This window comes from Streptomyces sp. NPDC050388 (genome assembly GCF_040655635.1).
In the GTDB taxonomy this organism is placed as follows: Bacteria; Actinomycetota; Actinomycetes; order Streptomycetales; family Streptomycetaceae; genus Streptomyces.
The window spans coordinates 15,761-31,952 of sequence record NZ_JBFAKH010000004.1 but is presented as its reverse complement, the minus strand read 5'-3'; the positions used below and the strand labels follow the sequence as shown (position 1 = coordinate 31,952).

General features: G+C 67.7%; 13 protein-coding genes. 6 read left to right on the top strand and 7 right to left on the bottom strand.

What is annotated here, in order from left to right; translation table 11 throughout:
- Positions 1-3: 3 nt before the first annotated feature.
- The 7 genes from gyrA to dnaA form a co-directional block, all read right to left on the bottom strand.
- Positions 4-2,598 (bottom strand): DNA gyrase subunit A, encoded by a 2,595-nt coding sequence (gene gyrA, locus AB0I73_RS03455; protein ID WP_363033317.1) that lies wholly within the window; start codon positions 2,596-2,598, stop codon positions 4-6.
- A gap of 42 nt (positions 2,599-2,640) precedes the next feature.
- A complete protein-coding gene (gene gyrB / locus AB0I73_RS03450) occupies positions 2,641-4,701 on the bottom strand; it encodes a DNA topoisomerase (ATP-hydrolyzing) subunit B (RefSeq protein ID WP_363033315.1) in 2,061 nt (686 codons plus the stop codon).
- Positions 4,702-5,134: 433 nt separating this feature from the next.
- Positions 5,135-5,689, bottom strand: a complete 555-nt coding sequence (locus AB0I73_RS03445) for a DciA family protein (RefSeq protein WP_363033313.1) — start codon at positions 5,687-5,689, stop codon at positions 5,135-5,137.
- On the bottom strand, positions 5,686-6,807 hold the full coding sequence (recF, locus tag AB0I73_RS03440) for a DNA replication/repair protein RecF (protein ID WP_363033311.1): 1,122 nt from the start codon (positions 6,805-6,807) through the stop codon (positions 5,686-5,688). The genes AB0I73_RS03445 and recF overlap by 4 nt, the downstream gene beginning before the upstream one ends.
- A gap of 154 nt (positions 6,808-6,961) precedes the next feature.
- Positions 6,962-7,837, bottom strand: coding sequence for a phosphogluconate dehydrogenase (NAD(+)-dependent, decarboxylating) (gene gnd, locus AB0I73_RS03435; RefSeq protein WP_363033309.1), 876 nt, complete (start codon positions 7,835-7,837; stop codon positions 6,962-6,964).
- 260 nt (positions 7,838-8,097) lie between these two features.
- The gene (dnaN, locus tag AB0I73_RS03430) at positions 8,098-9,228 is read right to left on the bottom strand and encodes a DNA polymerase III subunit beta (protein WP_109376586.1); all 1,131 of its coding nucleotides are present in this window, start codon (positions 9,226-9,228) and stop codon (positions 8,098-8,100) included.
- A gap of 917 nt (positions 9,229-10,145) precedes the next feature.
- Entirely contained in the window at positions 10,146-12,083 is a 1,938-nt protein-coding gene (dnaA, locus tag AB0I73_RS03425; RefSeq protein WP_363033306.1) for a chromosomal replication initiator protein DnaA, read from the bottom strand.
- Between the two features lie 376 nt (positions 12,084-12,459).
- On the opposite strand from dnaA, the gene rpmH reads away from it, so the two are divergent.
- From rpmH to rsmG, 6 genes are all read left to right on the top strand, one after another.
- Positions 12,460-12,597, top strand: coding sequence for a 50S ribosomal protein L34 (rpmH, locus tag AB0I73_RS03420; RefSeq protein WP_003949374.1), 138 nt, complete (start codon positions 12,460-12,462; stop codon positions 12,595-12,597).
- Positions 12,598-12,618: 21 nt separating this feature from the next.
- Complete coding sequence (gene rnpA, locus AB0I73_RS03415; protein ID WP_109376584.1) at positions 12,619-12,990, top strand: ribonuclease P protein component; 372 nt, start codon at positions 12,619-12,621, stop codon at positions 12,988-12,990.
- On the top strand, positions 12,987-13,361 hold the full coding sequence (gene yidD, locus AB0I73_RS03410; RefSeq protein WP_363033304.1) for a membrane protein insertion efficiency factor YidD: 375 nt from the start codon (positions 12,987-12,989) through the stop codon (positions 13,359-13,361). The genes rnpA and yidD overlap by 4 nt, the downstream gene beginning before the upstream one ends.
- Positions 13,362-13,364: 3 nt before the next feature.
- Positions 13,365-14,636 (top strand): membrane protein insertase YidC, encoded by a 1,272-nt coding sequence (gene yidC / locus AB0I73_RS03405; RefSeq protein WP_363033302.1) that lies wholly within the window; start codon positions 13,365-13,367, stop codon positions 14,634-14,636.
- Positions 14,637-14,651: 15 nt separating this feature from the next.
- Positions 14,652-15,164 (top strand): R3H domain-containing nucleic acid-binding protein, encoded by a 513-nt coding sequence (locus tag AB0I73_RS03400; protein WP_109376581.1) that lies wholly within the window; start codon positions 14,652-14,654, stop codon positions 15,162-15,164.
- A 116-nt stretch (positions 15,165-15,280) separates the two neighbouring features.
- Positions 15,281-16,000, top strand: a complete 720-nt coding sequence (gene rsmG, locus AB0I73_RS03395; RefSeq protein WP_109376580.1) for a 16S rRNA (guanine(527)-N(7))-methyltransferase RsmG — start codon at positions 15,281-15,283, stop codon at positions 15,998-16,000.
- Positions 16,001-16,192: the final 192 nt, after the last annotated feature.

Here is a 16,192-nt window from a genome sequence, read left to right as displayed (position 1 = left end):
GTGCTACTCGGCCGAGGGCACCTCACCCTCGTCCGTGCCGGTGGTCACGGCACCTTCGTCGGTCTCGTCCACGGCCACGTCGCCGTCGACTTCCTCCGCCTCGCGTCCCGCCTCGGCGTTACGCGCGATGCCGACCACGGCATCGCGCTTGCCCAGATTGATCAGTTGGACGCCCATGGTGTCACGGCCCGTCTCCCTGACTCCGCTGACCCGCGTGCGAATCACACCGCCCGACAGCGTGATGGCGAGGATCTCGTCGGTCTCCTCGACCACCAGCGCGCCGACGAGGGTCCCACGATCCTCGACGATCTTGGCGGCCTTGATGCCGAGGCCGCCGCGACCCTGGACGCGGTACTCGTCGACAGCGGTCCGCTTCGCGTACCCGCCGTCTGTGGCAGTGAACACGAACGTACCGGGTCGAACAACATTCATCGAGAGCAGCTCGTCCCCTTCGCGGAAACTCATGCCCTTCACGCCCGAGGTCGCACGGCCCATGGGCCGCAAAGTCTCGTCCGTCGCGGTGAACCTGATCGACTGTGCCTTCTTGCTGATCAGTAGTAGATCATCATCTGCCGAGACGAGTTCAGCCCCGATCAGTTCATCGTCGGAACCGTCCTCCTGCTCCCGCAAGTTGATCGCGATCACACCACCCGAGCGGGGTGAATCGTAATCCTTCAGCGACGTCTTCTTGACCAGGCCCGCCTTGGTGGCCAGAACCAGGTAGGGCGCCGCCTCGTAGTCGCGGATCGCGAGGATCTCGGCGATCGACTCGTCCGGCTGGAAGGCCAGCAGGTTGGCCACGTGCTGGCCGCGTGCGTCCCGGCCGGCGTCGGGCAGCTCGTACGCCTTCGCCCGGTAGACCCGGCCCTTGTTGGTGAAGAACAGCAGCCAGTGGTGCGTGGTGGACACGAAGAAGTGGTTGACGATGTCGTCTTCCTTGAGCTTCGCTCCGCGTACGCCCTTGCCGCCGCGCTTCTGGGCCCGGTAGTCGTCGGTCTTGGTTCGCTTGATGTAGCCGCCGCGCGTGACCGTGACGACGATGTCCTCCTCGGCGATCAGGTCCTCGATGGACATGTCGCCCTCGTAGGGCACCAGCTTGGTCTTGCGGTCGTCACCGTACTTCTCGACGAGCGCGGTCAGCTCCGCGCTGACGATGCCCCGCTGACGGATCGGGGAGGCGAGGATCTCGTTGTACTCGTTGATCTTCGCCTGGAGTTCGTCGTGCTCCTGGACGATCTTCTGACGCTCCAGGGCGGCCAGCCGGCGGAGCTGCATCTCCAGGATCGCGTTGGCCTGGATCTCGTCGATCTCCAGGAGGTCCATCAGGCCCCCGCGCGCGATCTCCACGGTGTCGCTGCGCCGGATCAGCGCGATGACCTCGTCGATGGCGTCCAGGGCCTTCAGCAGGCCGCGCAGGATGTGCGCGCGCTCCTCGGCCTTGCGCAGCCGGAACCGCGTACGGCGGACGATGACCTCGATCTGGTGGTTCACCCAGTGGCGGATGAACGCGTCCAGGGAGAGCGTGCGCGGGACACCGTCGACCAGCGCCAGCATGTTGGCGCCGAAGTTGGTCTGCAGCTCGGTGTGCTTGTAGAGGTTGTTCAGGACGACCTTGGCGACCGCGTCCCGCTTGAGCACGATGACCAGGCGCTGGCCGGTACGGGACGACGTCTCGTCACGGACGTCCGCGATGCCGCCGATCTTGCCGTCCTTCACCAGGTCGGCGATCTTCTGCGCGAGGTTGTCGGGGTTGGTCTGGTAGGGCAGCTCCGTGACCACCAGGCACTGGCGGTTCTGGATCTCCTCGACTTCGACCACCGCGCGCATGGTGATCGAGCCGCGACCCGTCCGGTACGCCTCCTCGATGCCCTTGCGGCCCACCACCAGGGCGCCGGTCGGGAAGTCGGGGCCCTTGATGCGCTCGATGAGCGCGTCGAGCAGCTCCTCGTTCGAGGCCTCGTGGTTCTCCAGGTACCACTGGGCTCCGGCCGCGACCTCACGCAGGTTGTGCGGCGGGATGTTGGTCGCCATACCGACCGCGATGCCGGCCGATCCGTTGATCAGCAGGTTCGGGAAGCGTGCGGGCAGGACGGTCGGCTCCTGCGAGCGGCCGTCGTAGTTGTCCTTGAAATCGACGGTCTCCTCGTCGATGTCGCGGACCATCTCCATCGACAGCTGCGCCATCTTGCACTCGGTGTACCGCATGGCCGCCGCGGGGTCGTTGCCCGGGGAGCCGAAGTTGCCGTTGGAGTCCACCAGCGGCATCCGCATCGACCACGGCTGCGCGAGGCGGACCAGCGCGTCGTAGATCGAGGAGTCGCCGTGCGGGTGGTAGTTGCCCATGACGTCGCCGACGACGCGCGCGCACTTGTAGAAGCCGCGCTCGGGGCGGTAGCCACCGTCGTACATGGCGTACAGCACACGACGGTGGACGGGCTTGAGGCCGTCACGGACGTCGGGCAGCGCACGCGAGACGATGACGGACATCGCGTAGTCGAGGTACGAGCGCTGCATCTCCGTCTCGAGCCCGACGGGCTCGACACGGAGGCCGATCTGGCCGTCCTCTTCAGGCGTGACGGGAGTGTTCTCGTCGGTCATTGCTGGTGAAGGTCCTTCCTGGTGCGGTCAGCTGAGACCGACTCAGATGTCGAGGAAGCGGACGTCCTTGGCGTTGCGCTGGATGAACGCGCGACGGGCCTCGACGTCCTCGCCCATGAGGACCGAGAACAGGTCGTCGGCCTGGGCGGCGTCGTCGAGGGTGACCTGGCCGAGGACGCGGTGCTCCTGGTCCATCGTGGTGACGCGCAGTTCCTCGGCGTTCATCTCGCCGAGGCCCTTGAAGCGCTGGACGGAGTCCTCGCGGATGCGCTTGCCGGCCTGGCGGCCCATCTCGATCAGTGCGTCGCGCTCGCGGTCGGAGTACGCGTACTCGAAGTCCTCCCGGCCCCACTTGATCTTGTAGAGCGGGGGACGGGAGAGGTACACGTGCCCCGCCTCGACCAGCGGCCGCATGAACCGGAACAGGAACGTCAGCAGCAGGGTGTTGATGTGCTGGCCGTCGACGTCGGCGTCCGCCATCAGGATGATCTTGTGATAGCGGAGCTTCTCGATGTCGAAGTCCTCGTGCACACCGGTGCCGAACGCGGAGATCATCGCCTGGATCTCCTGGTTCTGCAGGATCCGGTCGATGCGCGCCTTCTCGACGTTGAGGATCTTGCCCCGGATCGGGAGGATCGCCTGGTACTGCGGGTTCCGGCCGGACTTGGCCGAACCGCCGGCGGAGTCACCCTCGACGATGAAGATCTCGCACTTGGTGGGGTCGTTCGACTGGCAGTCGGAGAGCTTGCCCGGCAGGGACGCCGACTCCAGCAGGCCCTTGCGGCGGGTCAGGTCGCGGGCCTTGCGGGCCGCCACGCGCGCGGTGGCCGCCGCGATGCCCTTGCGGACGATGTCCGCGGCCTCGTTGGGGTTGCGGTCCAGCCAGTCGTTGAGGTGCTCGTAGACGACCTTCTGGACGAAGGTCTTCACCTCGGTGTTGCCCAGCTTGGTCTTGGTCTGGCCCTCGAACTGGGGCTCGCTCAGCTTGACCGAGATGATCGCGGTCAGCCCCTCGCGGATGTCGTCACCCGTGAGGTTGTCGTCCTTCTCGCGCAGCAGCTTCTTCTCGCGCGCGTACTTGTTCACCAGGTTGGTGAGCGCCGCGCGGAAGCCCTCTTCGTGCGTACCGCCCTCGTGGGTGTGGATGATGTTGGCGAAGGAGTACACGCCCTCGGTGTAGCCGCCGTTCCACTGCATGGCGAGCTCGAGGGACAGCTGCTTGTCCCTGTCCTCGGCCTCGAGATCGATCACGGTGGGGTGCACCGGATCTCCCTTGCGGGAGTTGAGGTACTTCACGAAGTCGACGATGCCGCCCTCGTAGTGGTACGAGACGCTCCTGACCTCGTGCTTCTCGTCCTCACCCGCCTCGTCCGCCCCGGCGGTGGCCTTCGCCGACTCGCGCTCGTCGGCGAGGTTGATCCGCAGGCCCTTGTTGAGGAACGCCATCTCCTGGAAACGCCGGGAGAGCGTCTCGAAGGAGTAGTCGGTGGTCTCGAAGATGTCCGGGTCGGCCCAGAAGGTGACCGTCGTCCCGGTCTCCTCCACCTCCTCGTGCCGGACCAGCGGGGCCGTGGGGACGCCCATCTTGTAGTCCTGCGTCCAGCGGTGGCCGTCCCGCTTGATCTCGACGGAGATCCTGCTCGACAGGGCGTTCACCACGGACACACCGACACCGTGCAGACCGCCGGAGACCGCGTAGCCGCCGCCGCCGAACTTGCCGCCCGCGTGCAGCACGGTCAGCACGACCTCCACGGCGGGCTTGTTCTCCGAGGGGACGATGTCCACCGGAATGCCTCGTCCGTTGTCGACGACCCGGACGCCGCCGTCGGCCAGGATCGTCACATCGATCGTGTCCGCGTGCCCGGCCAGCGCCTCGTCGACGGAGTTGTCGACGACCTCCTGCACCAAGTGGTGCAGGCCTCGTTCACCGGTCGAACCGATGTACATACCGGGTCGCTTGCGGACCGCGTCCAGGCCCTCGAGGACGGTGATGGCACTGGCGTCGTACGAGGCGGTGACCTCGCTGTCGAGGGCGGTCGCCTCGCTGTTCACGCCGGTGTCGGTGGACGGGATGTTCTCGTTGGGGTTGCCGGAATCGGCCACGAAGCGCCCTTTCTGGCACACCACGAGCCAGGCTCGGCGGCGGGTTGCCGGAGCGGCTGCGGCATGTTGCGTTGGTAAGCCTTGATCAGCGTTGCTCAGCTCTTCCCGGGCGGTCCCCACGGTCGGGGCGGGATTGCCTCCAGTCTACCGGTAGCTCGGACATTGATGGGGGTTTGCCGGTGCCTGAGTCCGCATGTGCCGCCCTCAACCGGTCTCGTCCGACTCCCGGTATGCGGATGGGGGCTCCAAGGGGCTCACGAGGGCACCCAGCGCTTCCGACCGCCAACCCTTGGCTACTTATGAGTCAGGTGACGGTTCCGCACCCCGTCCGGCCGTACGACGAAAGGGGCATCGGCGGACCGAACGCACCCCCGAAAAGCCTCGATGTGATGTCGATCACCTTGCTGTGGACGGCCCGGAACAGGGCTCCGGGTCACCCGTACGTGTCCCCGGGACCGGTGCTCCCGGGAGCACGCAGGGGGCCGTAGCGGCGGGCGGGGCCACCCGGTCCATTGACCTTGATCAGCTTCACCGTGCCGTGGCCCAGGTCCTCGTTCAGCCGGGCGACCAGGGTCGGGGCGAGCAGCCGCAGGTTCGTCGCCCAGGCCGTGGAGTCGCAGCGCACCAACAGCACTCGCTCGTCCTCGTCGTAGCGCTCCGGTTCACAGTGCTTGGCCACGTCCTCACCGACGATCTCGGGCCAGCGCCCCATCACACCGCCCACCGCGGCCGGGGCCTCCCAGCCACGCTCGGTGAGCAGCCGGTTGATCGCCGCACCGAGCGCCATGGGATCGCGCCGGTCGCCGCGCGCGCCGGAGCGCAGGCCCCCGCGCCGTGCCTGCTTCTTCTGCTGCGCCACATCCCCACGCGCGCGTGCCGCCTCCCTGGCCGCGCGCAACGCCACGCGTGCCAGGTCGACGCCCGAGGGCTCAGGAGCCGCCCCGGGCATCCCCGCAGGGGGGCCGTCGGGCCGGCCGGGCTCGCTCATACCCGCCGCACCGTTCCCTCGGCCACGACGAACCGCGTCCCCGACAGCGCATGGGGAACGTCGTCGTCGACGGCCGCGGTCACCAGGACCTGCTCCCCTGGCGCGACGAGCTCGGCGAGGCGCTCGCGGCGGCGTGCGTCCAGCTCGGCGAAGACGTCGTCGAGCACCAGCACCGGCTCGTTGCCCTCGGCACGCAGCAGGTCGTAGGAGGCCAGGCGCAGTGCCAGGGCGTAGGACCAGGACTCGCCGTGGGAGGCGTAGCCCTTGGCCGGCAGTTGACCGAGCTTGAGCAGCAGATCGTCCCGGTGCGGGCCGACCAGGGTGACGCCCCGGTCGACCTCCTGCTTGCGCGCCTCGGCCAGCGCCGCCGACAACTGCTCGAACAGGTCCTCGCGTGTGTGCGCCTCACCGGGCGCCGACGGCTTGTACTCCAGGGCGAGGGGCCCGCCGCCCGGCGCGAGCTGTTCGTACGCCTTGTCGGCGAGTGGCTGGATCGCGGCGATCAGATCCAGACGCTGGGCCAGCAGTTCGGCACCCGCACGGGCGAGATGCTGGTCCCAGACGTCGAGGGTGGACAGATCCATGGTGCGCCCGCCGTGCCGGCGGGCCAGCGCGGCCGTCTTCAGCAGCGTGTTGCGCTGCTTGAGGACCCGGTCGTAATCGGAACGGACACCCGCCATGCGCGGGGAACGGGCTGTGATCAGATCGTCCAGGAAGCGGCGCCGCTCGCCGGGATCGCCCTTCACCAGGGCGAGATCCTCGGGTGCGAACAGCACGGTGCGGACGATCCCCAGCACGTCCCGGGGCCTGACCTGCGAGGATCTGTTGATACGGGCGCGATTGGCACGGCCCGGGTTCAGCTCGAGCTCGACGAGCTGCTGCCGCTCGCCCTGCCGGACCTGGGCCCGGATGATCGCGCGATCGGCGCCCATACGAACCAGCGGGGCGTCGGAGGAGACACGGTGGCTGCCGAGTGTGGCGAGATAGCCGACCGCCTCGACGAGATTCGTCTTGCCCTGCCCGTTGGGGCCGACGAAGGCCGTCACCCCCGGGTCGAGCGGGACCTCGACCCGGGGGTAGGAACGAAAATCGGCCAGCGACAGATGCGTGACGTGCATGGTCGTGCGCCGACCTCCCCGACGTTGTGGACCGTCCCACGGTCCTGCGGACGGACAGCCAGGGATGGCCCCGTGACTGTTCCTACGGCTGTGCTGTGGCCACTCCTGGCCGCTCTGCGGTCTGTGGCTTACTTCTTCGGACCAGCTCCTCGGACTACTTCTTCTCGACCGCGTGACCGCCGAACTGGTTGCGCAGCGCCGCGATCATCTTCATCTGCGGCGAGTCCTCCTGACGGGAGGCGAACCGCGCGAACAACGACGCGGTGATCGCCGGCAGCGGGACCGCGTGGTCGATCGCGGCCTCCACAGTCCAGCGTCCCTCACCGGAGTCCTGTGCATAACCCCGGAGGTTGTCCAGGTGCTCGTCCTCGTGAAGCGCGTTCACCGCGAGATCGAGGAGCCAGGAGCGGATGACGGTGCCTTCCTGCCAGGAACGGAAGACCTCCCGGACGTCGGTCACCGAGTCGACCTTCTCCAGGAGCTCCCAGCCCTCGGCATAGGCCTGCATCATCGCGTACTCGATGCCGTTGTGGACCATCTTGGCGAAGTGGCCCGCGCCGACCTTGCCCGCGTGCACCGAGCCGAAGTCGCCCTCCGGCTTGAGGGCGTCGAAGACCGGCTGCACCTTGGCGACGTTCTCCTTGTCGCCGCCGTACATCAGCGCGTAGCCGTTCTCCAGACCCCAGACGCCGCCGGAGACACCGCAGTCGACGAAGCCTATGCCCTTGGCCGCCAGTTCCTCGGCGTGCTTCTCGTCGTCCGTCCAGCGGGAGTTGCCGCCGTCCACGACGACATCGCCGGGCTGGAGCAGCTCGGCGAGCTCATCGATGGTCGTCTGCGTCGCCTGGCCGGCCGGGACCATCACCCAGACCACACGCGGGCCCTCGAGCTTGCCCACAAGTTCTTCCAGGCTGTGGACATCGGCGAGGTCCGGGTTGCGGTCGTATCCGACGACGGTGTGGCCCGCGCGGCGGATCCGCTCACGCATGTTGCCGCCCATCTTGCCGAGGCCGACGAGACCGAGCTCCATCAGTTGTGTTCCTTAGGTTGCGACGTGGCATGGCGGCACGGGCGTGCCGCGGCACTTACGTACCGACACGACCCTAAACCCGGGCGCTCACGCACATCTGTGGGCATACGCGCTCATGCGCACGCCCTCACCTGCGGCTTCGCTCACGGCCACTTCCGGGTCCGGCTCTGACCGGTATCCACGATCCGGTGTCCACCGGGCCCGGAAGGACTGTGCACAACTGTGGACTGCCGGGGGCAGCCGCGGCCAGGTGGTGCGGGTCAGCCGCTGAGCCGCACCGGCATGATCAGGTACTTGTAGGCGTCGTCCGCCTCCGCGTCCACCGCAGGCCTGCCGCTGAGCAGCGCGGGCTTGGTGGACGTGGTGAACGACAGCTGCGCCACCGGGGAGTCGATGGCGCTCAAGCCGTCCAGCAGGAACGTCGGGTTGAAGGCGATCGAGATGTCATCGCCCTCCAACTGGGCGTCGACCCTTTCCACAGCCTGTGCGTCGTCGCTGGAGCCGGCCTCCAGGATGAGCACACCCTGCTCGAAGCTGAGCCGCACCGGGGTGTTGCGCTCGGCGACCAGGGCCACGCGCTTGACGGCCTCCACGAAGGGGGCGGTCTCGATGACGGCGACGCTGTTGAACTCGGTCGGGAACAGCGTGCGGTACTTCGGGAGGTCGCCCTCCAGCAGCCGCGTGGTGGTGCGGCGGCCCGCTCCTTCGAAGCCGATCAGCCCCTCGCCCGCGCCCGAGCCGGACAGCGCAAGGATCACCTGGTCGCCGCTGGTCAGCGCCTTGGCGGTGTCCAGGAGCGTCTTCGCGGGCACCAGGGCGACCGCTGAGGCCTCCGGGTCCTCCGGCTTCCACAGGAACTCGCGGACCGCGAAGCGGTAGCGGTCGGTGGAGGCCAGCGTCACCGTGTCGCCCTCGATCTCGATGCGGACACCGGTCAGGACGGGCAGGGTGTCGTCCCGGCCGGCCGCGATGGCTACCTGCTGCACGGCGGACGCGAAGACCTCACCGGGGACGGTGCCCGTCGCGTTCGGCATCTGGGGCAGGGCCGGGTACTCCTCCACCGGCAGGGTGTGGAGTGTGAACCGCGAGGAACCGCACACCACCGTCGCCCGTACACCGTCTGTGGAGATCTCCACAGGCCGGTTGGGGAGCGCGCGGGAGATGTCGGCGAGCAGACGGCCCGAGACGAGGACGGTGCCCTCCTCCTCGACCTCCGCCTCCACCGAGACCCGTGCGGAGACCTCGTAGTCGAAGCTGGACAGGCTCAGCTGCCCCTCCTCGGCCTTCAGCAGCAAGCCGGCGAGGACCGGCGCCGGCGGACGGGCCGGGAGGCTGCGCGCAGCCCAGGCCACTGCCTCCGCGAGTACGTCGCGTTCCACCCGGATCTTCACCGTAAGCCGCCTCCTGCTGTTGCCGGCGTTCTCACGCCCTGCTTCGCCTTCGTCGTCTGCCTCGGTGTCATCGGCCTCTGTGAGGGAAGGACACCGGAGACCAGTCTGACGCACCGCACTGACAGTAGGTGCCCCTCGGGGTCAAGTCGTGACGAGCGGCAGTCGGCGTCGAACCGGCGAGTTGTGCACAGGACCCTCTTCGAAACGAATTCCTCCCTCTCTCTAGTTGGGAGTAGTAGTAGGGCCTGTGGATACCGTGGATAACCTTGTTTTCCCAGCTCAGAGCCAGGATTTTGTCCACCGGGCCTGTGGGTGGAGGCGGTGGACAACTCGGGGTTTCTGTGGAGAACAAAAAGTTCTGCACACTCCGTGCACAGGGAGGGGCGAGTTCTCCCCAGCTCCGTCCCCAGGTTTGCCGGTTTTTCCCACAGGCGGCCTCGACACCTTGCTGTGACGCCTTTCACTCGACCCGGTGAGGAGGCGCGTGACGTTGCCGAACAGTGGACAGGCGTGTGGAGAAGCGCCTGATCATTGGGGACAACTGGCCTCAGCCTGTGGGTTGCTGGTGGAAAACTTTGTGCACAGGCTGTGGGGCGCTGCCTTGTCCACAGCCTGTGGATATCGCTTGTCCACGGATCCACAGCCAGTTGACCTGGCTCGATGCTGCCCCAGCAAGCAGGGCTGTGGACAGTTTCGGGACAACTTCACAGTCCCCAGGATGTGGACGGGAGAAAGTTGCCACATCTGTGGAGGACAGCCGTAACCCGGTGCCGAAATCGAACAGTGGACGGGACCCCGGGGCCGCGAGGGTCGGCCCTCACCGGTCGGCAGGTGCACGAAGGCCGGTCGGCGGGCGCACGAAGAAGGGCGTTCCCGGATGTGCTCCGGGAACGCCCTCTGCGGGGGCCTGCGGGCGCTCAGCCGGCCTTGATGCGGTTGGTGAGCTCGGTGACCTGGTTGTAGATGGAGCGTCGCTCCGCCATCAGGTTGCGGATCTTCCGGTCCGCGTGCATCACCGTCGTGTGGTCGCGGCCGCCGAACAGCGCGCCGATCTTCGGCAGCGACAGGTCCGTCAGTTCACGGCACAGGTACATCGCGATCTGCCGTGCGGTCACCAGGGCGCGGCCGCGGGAGGTGCCGCACAGGTCCTCGACCGTGAGCCCGAAGTAGTCGGCGGTCGCGCTCATGATGGCCGTCGAGGTGATCTCCGGCGCGGAGTCGTCGCCGCCGGGGATCAGATCCTTCAGGACGATCTCCGTCAGCCCGAGGTCCACCGGCTGCCGGTTGAGCGAGGCGAACGCCGTCACCCGGATCAGCGCGCCCTCCAGCTCGCGGATGTTCCGCGAGATCCGGGAGGCGATGAACTCCAGCACCTCGGGCGGGGCGTTGAGCTGCTCCTGCACCGCCTTCTTGCGCAGGATCGCGATACGTGTCTCCAGCTCCGGAGGCTGGACGTCGGTGATCAGACCCCACTCGAAACGGTTCCGCAGCCGGTCCTCCAGCGTCACCAGCTGCTTGGGCGGCCGGTCACTGGAGAGCACGATCTGCTTGTTGGCGTTGTGCAGCGTGTTGAAGGTGTGGAAGAACTCCTCCTGCGTCGACTCCTTGTCCGCGAGGAACTGGATGTCGTCGACGAGCAGGATGTCCATCTCCCGGTACCGCTTGCGGAAGCTGTCGCCCTTGCCGTCGCGGATGGAGTTGATGAACTCGTTGGTGAACTCCTCCGAGCTCACGTACCGCACCCGCGTGCCGGGGTAGAGGCTGCGCGCGTAGTGTCCGATCGCGTGCAGCAGGTGGGTCTTGCCGAGCCCGGACTCCCCGTAGATGAACAGGGGGTTGTACGCCTTCGCGGGCGCCTCGGCGACCGCCACCGCCGCCGCGTGCGCGAAGCGGTTGGAGGCGCCGATGACGAACGTGTCGAAGAGGTACTTCGGGTTCAGCCGCGCGGTCGGCTCACCGGGGCCGGTCGCCGGCGCGGGCTGTGCGGCCAGTGGGCCGGGCGCCCCGCTCGTGGGCAGGTTCGGGCCGACGGGGCCACCGCGGTGGACGTGCCCCGAGCCGGACGGGGGCTCGGGGAGCTCGCGGCGGGCGGTGTCGCGCTGGTCGTAGTTGCCGCGGTCGTAGCCGCCCCGGTCGTAGTTACTGCGGTCGTACTCCGCGCGTGACGTCTCGTAGTCGGAGCGCTGCTGCTCGTAGGAGGGGCGTTCCATCGGCTGCGGACGGTAGTCCTGCGAGGGCGCGCCGCCGTAGCCGTCCGGGGAGCCGTAGGCGTTCTGCGAGGGCGAGGCGTACGGGTCGCGGTCGGGGAAACCGAGGCGCTGCTGCTGCCAGCCGTACTCGTCCTGACCCGGTCGCGGCCAGGAGCTGGGCTCCGGGCGCTGGTACTCCGAGGGGTAGGCGGGGCGGGCGGTGGGCAGCTGGTCGCCGGGCGGTCCGGGGTCCTGGTCGGCGCGGCGCCGGCCGTAGCCCTCGTACTGCTCGTGCTCCGGTCGGTCCGGTCGGTCCTGCCGGGCGGGAGGGAGCTCGGGCTCCTCGTAGCGCGGCTGGGGGCGGGCAGTCGGCGGGGCCGGGGGCTCCCCCGCGGAGTCGTCGACGGTGATGGCGATGCGGATGGGGCGCCCGCACTCGCGGCTCAGGCTTTCGCTGACGATCGGCGCGAGGCGGCCCTCGAGCACGCCCTTGGCGAACTCGTTCGGCACGGCGAGCAGCGCGGTGTCGGCGACCAGCGCCAGCGGCTGGCAGCGCCGGATCCAGTGTTCGTCCTTCCCCTCGACTCCCTGGCCCCGGCCCTCTCCGAGCAGCTCTTCCAGTACGCGTGGCCACACTGCGGCAAGATCGGCAGGTACGTCAGCCACAGGGCACGCTCTCTCACAGGTCCCTCGAACGTGTGATTCGGGGACGGGTCGGGGTTGTAAAGGGGGTGGTCGAGGGACAAAGGAACGAATCGGAGTTCCGTCACGGTAGTCAGGGCGGCCGGTGCTGTTCAAGTCGTTGTCCCCAGCCTGTGGACAAGTGTCTCCCCGTGGCTGCTGGTTTGACCGAAGGAGGCAGCCGCGCGTACCGTGACGAGGTCGAGTTGTCGATGGCTGCTGCCGCCTGCCTCCGATGGGCACAGATCACGCAAGATGATCGGTCAGCGGTGCACTCGGGCGTAACGCGAGCTACTCGTGGGCGCACGGTGACAGCCAGGACGGCACCCCGCAATCAACGACATCTTTCTGGAGCCCCCGAGTGAGCAAGCGCACCTTCCAGCCGAACAACCGTCGTCGCGCGAAGACCCACGGCTTCCGGCTGCGTATGCGCACCCGTGCCGGCCGCGCGATTCTCGCGTCCCGCCGTGGCAAGGGTCGCGCCCGTCTGTCCGCCTGATCCCGATCAGGTCATGACGTCGTGCTGCCCACCGACAACCGGCTGAGGCGGCGCGAGGACTTCGCGACCGCGGTACGACGAGGACGCCGGGCCGGACGCAGGCACCTCGTCGTACACCTTCGCAGCGGTGTCACGGACCCGCATGTGCCTGGGGAGAGCGCTCCCCCGACACGTGCGGGTTTCGTCGTGAGCAAGGCTGTGGGTGGAGCGGTCGTGCGGAACAAGGTGAAGCGCAGACTTCGCCACCTGATGCGCGATCGAGTGGCCCTGTTGCCCCCCGGTAGCCTGGTAGTCGTACGAGCGCTGCCCGGAGCGGGCGACGCCGACCATGCACAACTGGCCCAAGACCTGGATGCCGCTCTGCAGCGGCTGCTGGGAGGGGGCACGCGATGAAGTACCCGCTGCTGGCTCTGATCAAGCTCTATCAGTGGACGATCAGTCCGCTGCTGGGGCCCGTGTGCAAGTACTACCCGTCGTGCTCCCACTACGGCTACACGGCCATCGACCGGCACGGTGCCATCAAGGGCACAGCACTCACGGCCTGGCGCATCCTGCGGTGCAATCCGTGGTCGCTGGGTGGCGTGGACCATGTCCCGCCGCGCAAGCGCCCGCGGTGGCACGAAATGTTGCGTGACGCCTGGCGTGCACGCAAGGGCGGGCCTGCCTCCGCCGAACCGGCCACCGAAGGACAGACTTCTTCCGTAAGTCCGACGAGCTCTTCGAGTCCGGCCGCAGAGACCTCGCCCCATGCCCAAGGAGCATGATTAGTGGACACGATTGCCAGCCTCTTCAGCTTCATCACGACACCTGTCTCCTGGGTCATCGTCCAGTTCCACTCCGTGTACGGGGCCATCTTCGGCCCCGACACCGGGTGGGCCTGGGGCCTGTCCATCGTGTCCCTGGTGATCCTGATCCGTATCTGCCTGATCCCGCTCTTTGTGAAGCAGATCAAGGCGACGCGCGCGATGCAGACGCTCCAGCCGGAGATGAAGAAGATCCAGGAGCGCTACAAGAACGACAAGCAGCGTCAGTCCGAAGAGATGATGAAGCTGTACAAGGACGCGGGCACCAACCCGCTCTCCTCGTGCCTTCCCATCCTGGCGCAGTCCCCGTTCTTCTTCGCTCTGTACCACGTGCTCAACAGCATCGCGTCCAACGACACCATCGGTGTGATCAACGAGCGTCTGCTGGAGAGTGCGCAGAAGGCGCACATCTTCGGTGCCCCGCTCGCGGCGAAGTTCACGGACAGCGCGGACAAGGTCGAAGCCCTCAACGCCTCGCTGACCGATGTGCGGATCGTCACGGCCCTGATGATCGTCTTGATGTCGCTGTCGCAGTTCTACACGCAGCGCCAGCTGATGACGAAGAACGTCGACACCACGGTGAAGACGCCGTTCATGCAGCAGCAGAAGATGCTGATGTACGTCTTCCCCGTCATCTTCGCCGTCTTCGGCATCAACTTCCCGGTCGGTGTCCTCGTCTACTGGCTGACCACCAACGTGTGGACCATGGGCCAGCAGATGTACGTCATCCACAACAACCCGACGCCGGGTTCGAAGGCGCAGGCCGCTTACCTGGAGCGCCTTGCCAAGCACGTCACCCACCACGGCAAGACCCGCAACCGCCGTGAGCGTGCCATCGTCAAGGCCATCATGGCCAAGGGCCGGGACCGCAACGAATACGAGCGCAAGTTCATCAACGGTCTGAGCAAGGCGGGCCTCGTGGCCCAGACCGATGGCGCGGTGATCAAGGGCGATGCCACGGCCGCCGCACAGGCCGAGGACGGCTCCACGGCCACGATCCAGACCGCGAAGCGTCAGCAGCCCAAGCGGCAGACCAAGTCCCAGCGGCAGGGCGGTGCGGCGAAAGCGGCTGGTGAGCCCACCTCGCTGTCCAAGCCCGAAACGCCTCAGGACGACGTCAAGCCCGCCGCCGCTGCCAAGAAGGACAACGCGAAGTCCGGCGGAAGCACCCGCAGCAGGGCCCAGTCCGGACAGCGCAAGGGCCCGCAGCGGCCCAAGTCCCCGTCCAAGAAGTAAGAAGGAGTCCATCCCGTGACGGAAGGCACCACCTCCACCGCTGCCGAGGGCGCAGACACCCTGACCCGCCTGGAGCAGGAAGGTGAGATCGCAGCGGACTACCTGGAGGGTCTGCTCGACATCGCCGACCTCGACGGTGACATCGACATGGACGTCGAGGCCGACCGTGCCTCCGTCTCGATCATCAGCGACTCGGCCGGCCGTGACCTGCAGAAGCTGGTCGGTCGGGACGGTGAGGTGCTGGAAGCGCTCCAAGAGCTCACGCGTCTGGCCGTGCACCGGGAGACCGGGGACCGCAGTCGGCTCATGCTCGACATCGCGGGGTACCGCGCCAAGAAGCGGGCCGAGTTGTCCGAGCTGGGGGCGAAGGCCGCCGCCGAGGCCAAGAGCAGCGGTGAGCCCGTGAAGCTCGACCCGATGACGCCGTTCGAGCGCAAGGTCGTGCACGACGCGGTCAAGGCCGCCGGCCTGAACAGTGAGTCCGAGGGCGAGGAGCCGCAGCGCTTCGTCGTCGTGCTTCCCGCCTGAACGGTTCCACGTTCCACCGGCCCCGTCTGTTGCGCAGGCGGGGCCGAATTTTGTCAGCCTGATAGTTCTGTGGTGTCGGCGCCCGGTGTCGGCACGCTACGGAAGGACGGTCCCCCGTGACGGAGGCAGCGGAGCTTCCCCCCGCGCCCGAGCAGGCTCGCGAGGTGTTCGGCGAGCGCTTCGCGGACGCGGTGCGTTACGCGGAGCTGCTCGCTGAGGCGGGCGTTCAGCGTGGTCTGATCGGCCCGCGGGAGGTGCCGCGCCTGTGGGAGCGGCATCTGCTGAACTGTGCGGTGCTCTCGGAAGTCGTGCCCGAAGGCGTCACGGTGTGCGATGTCGGTTCGGGTGCCGGTCTGCCGGGCATTCCCTTGGCGCTGGTCCGCGAGGACCTCAAGATCACACTGCTGGAGCCACTGCTGCGGCGTACCACCTTCCTGACCGAAGTCGTGGAACTGCTGGGACTGGACCATGTGACGGTCGTGCGTGGCCGGGCCGAGGAGGTCATGGGCAGGATGTCTCCGGTGCACGTGGTGACCGCACGGGCCGTGGCGCCCCTTGACCGCCTCGCCACGTGGGGCATCCCCCTCCTTCGGCCGTACGGAGAGATGCTCGCGCTCAAGGGTGATGCCGCCGAGGAGGAGCTGAAGAATGCGACCTCGGCGCTGAGCAAGCTCGGCGCCGTGGCGACATCGGTCGTGCATGTGGGCGAGGGTGTGGTGGATCCGATGTCCACGGTGGTGCGGGTCGAGGTGGGGGAAAGTCCCGGCGGTGTGCGCTTCGCGGCGAAGCGCGCGAAGGCCGCTCGTGCCGGGCGTGCACGGCGCCGACGCGGATAGGGGCGTGGTCTGCCGGGCAGTAGGACATCTGGCGGGCAGGCCTACCCCCTGAAGGGGCAGACGTACTCCACACAAGCTGTCGAACCTCCGTAGGCCGGAGTGTCGCGGCGGTGCAGCCCCGGCTGCTGTGCATCGTGTTTCACGTGAAACGTCGCTCCCTGCTGCACGGCATCATCAGTCGCGGTCGCGCCG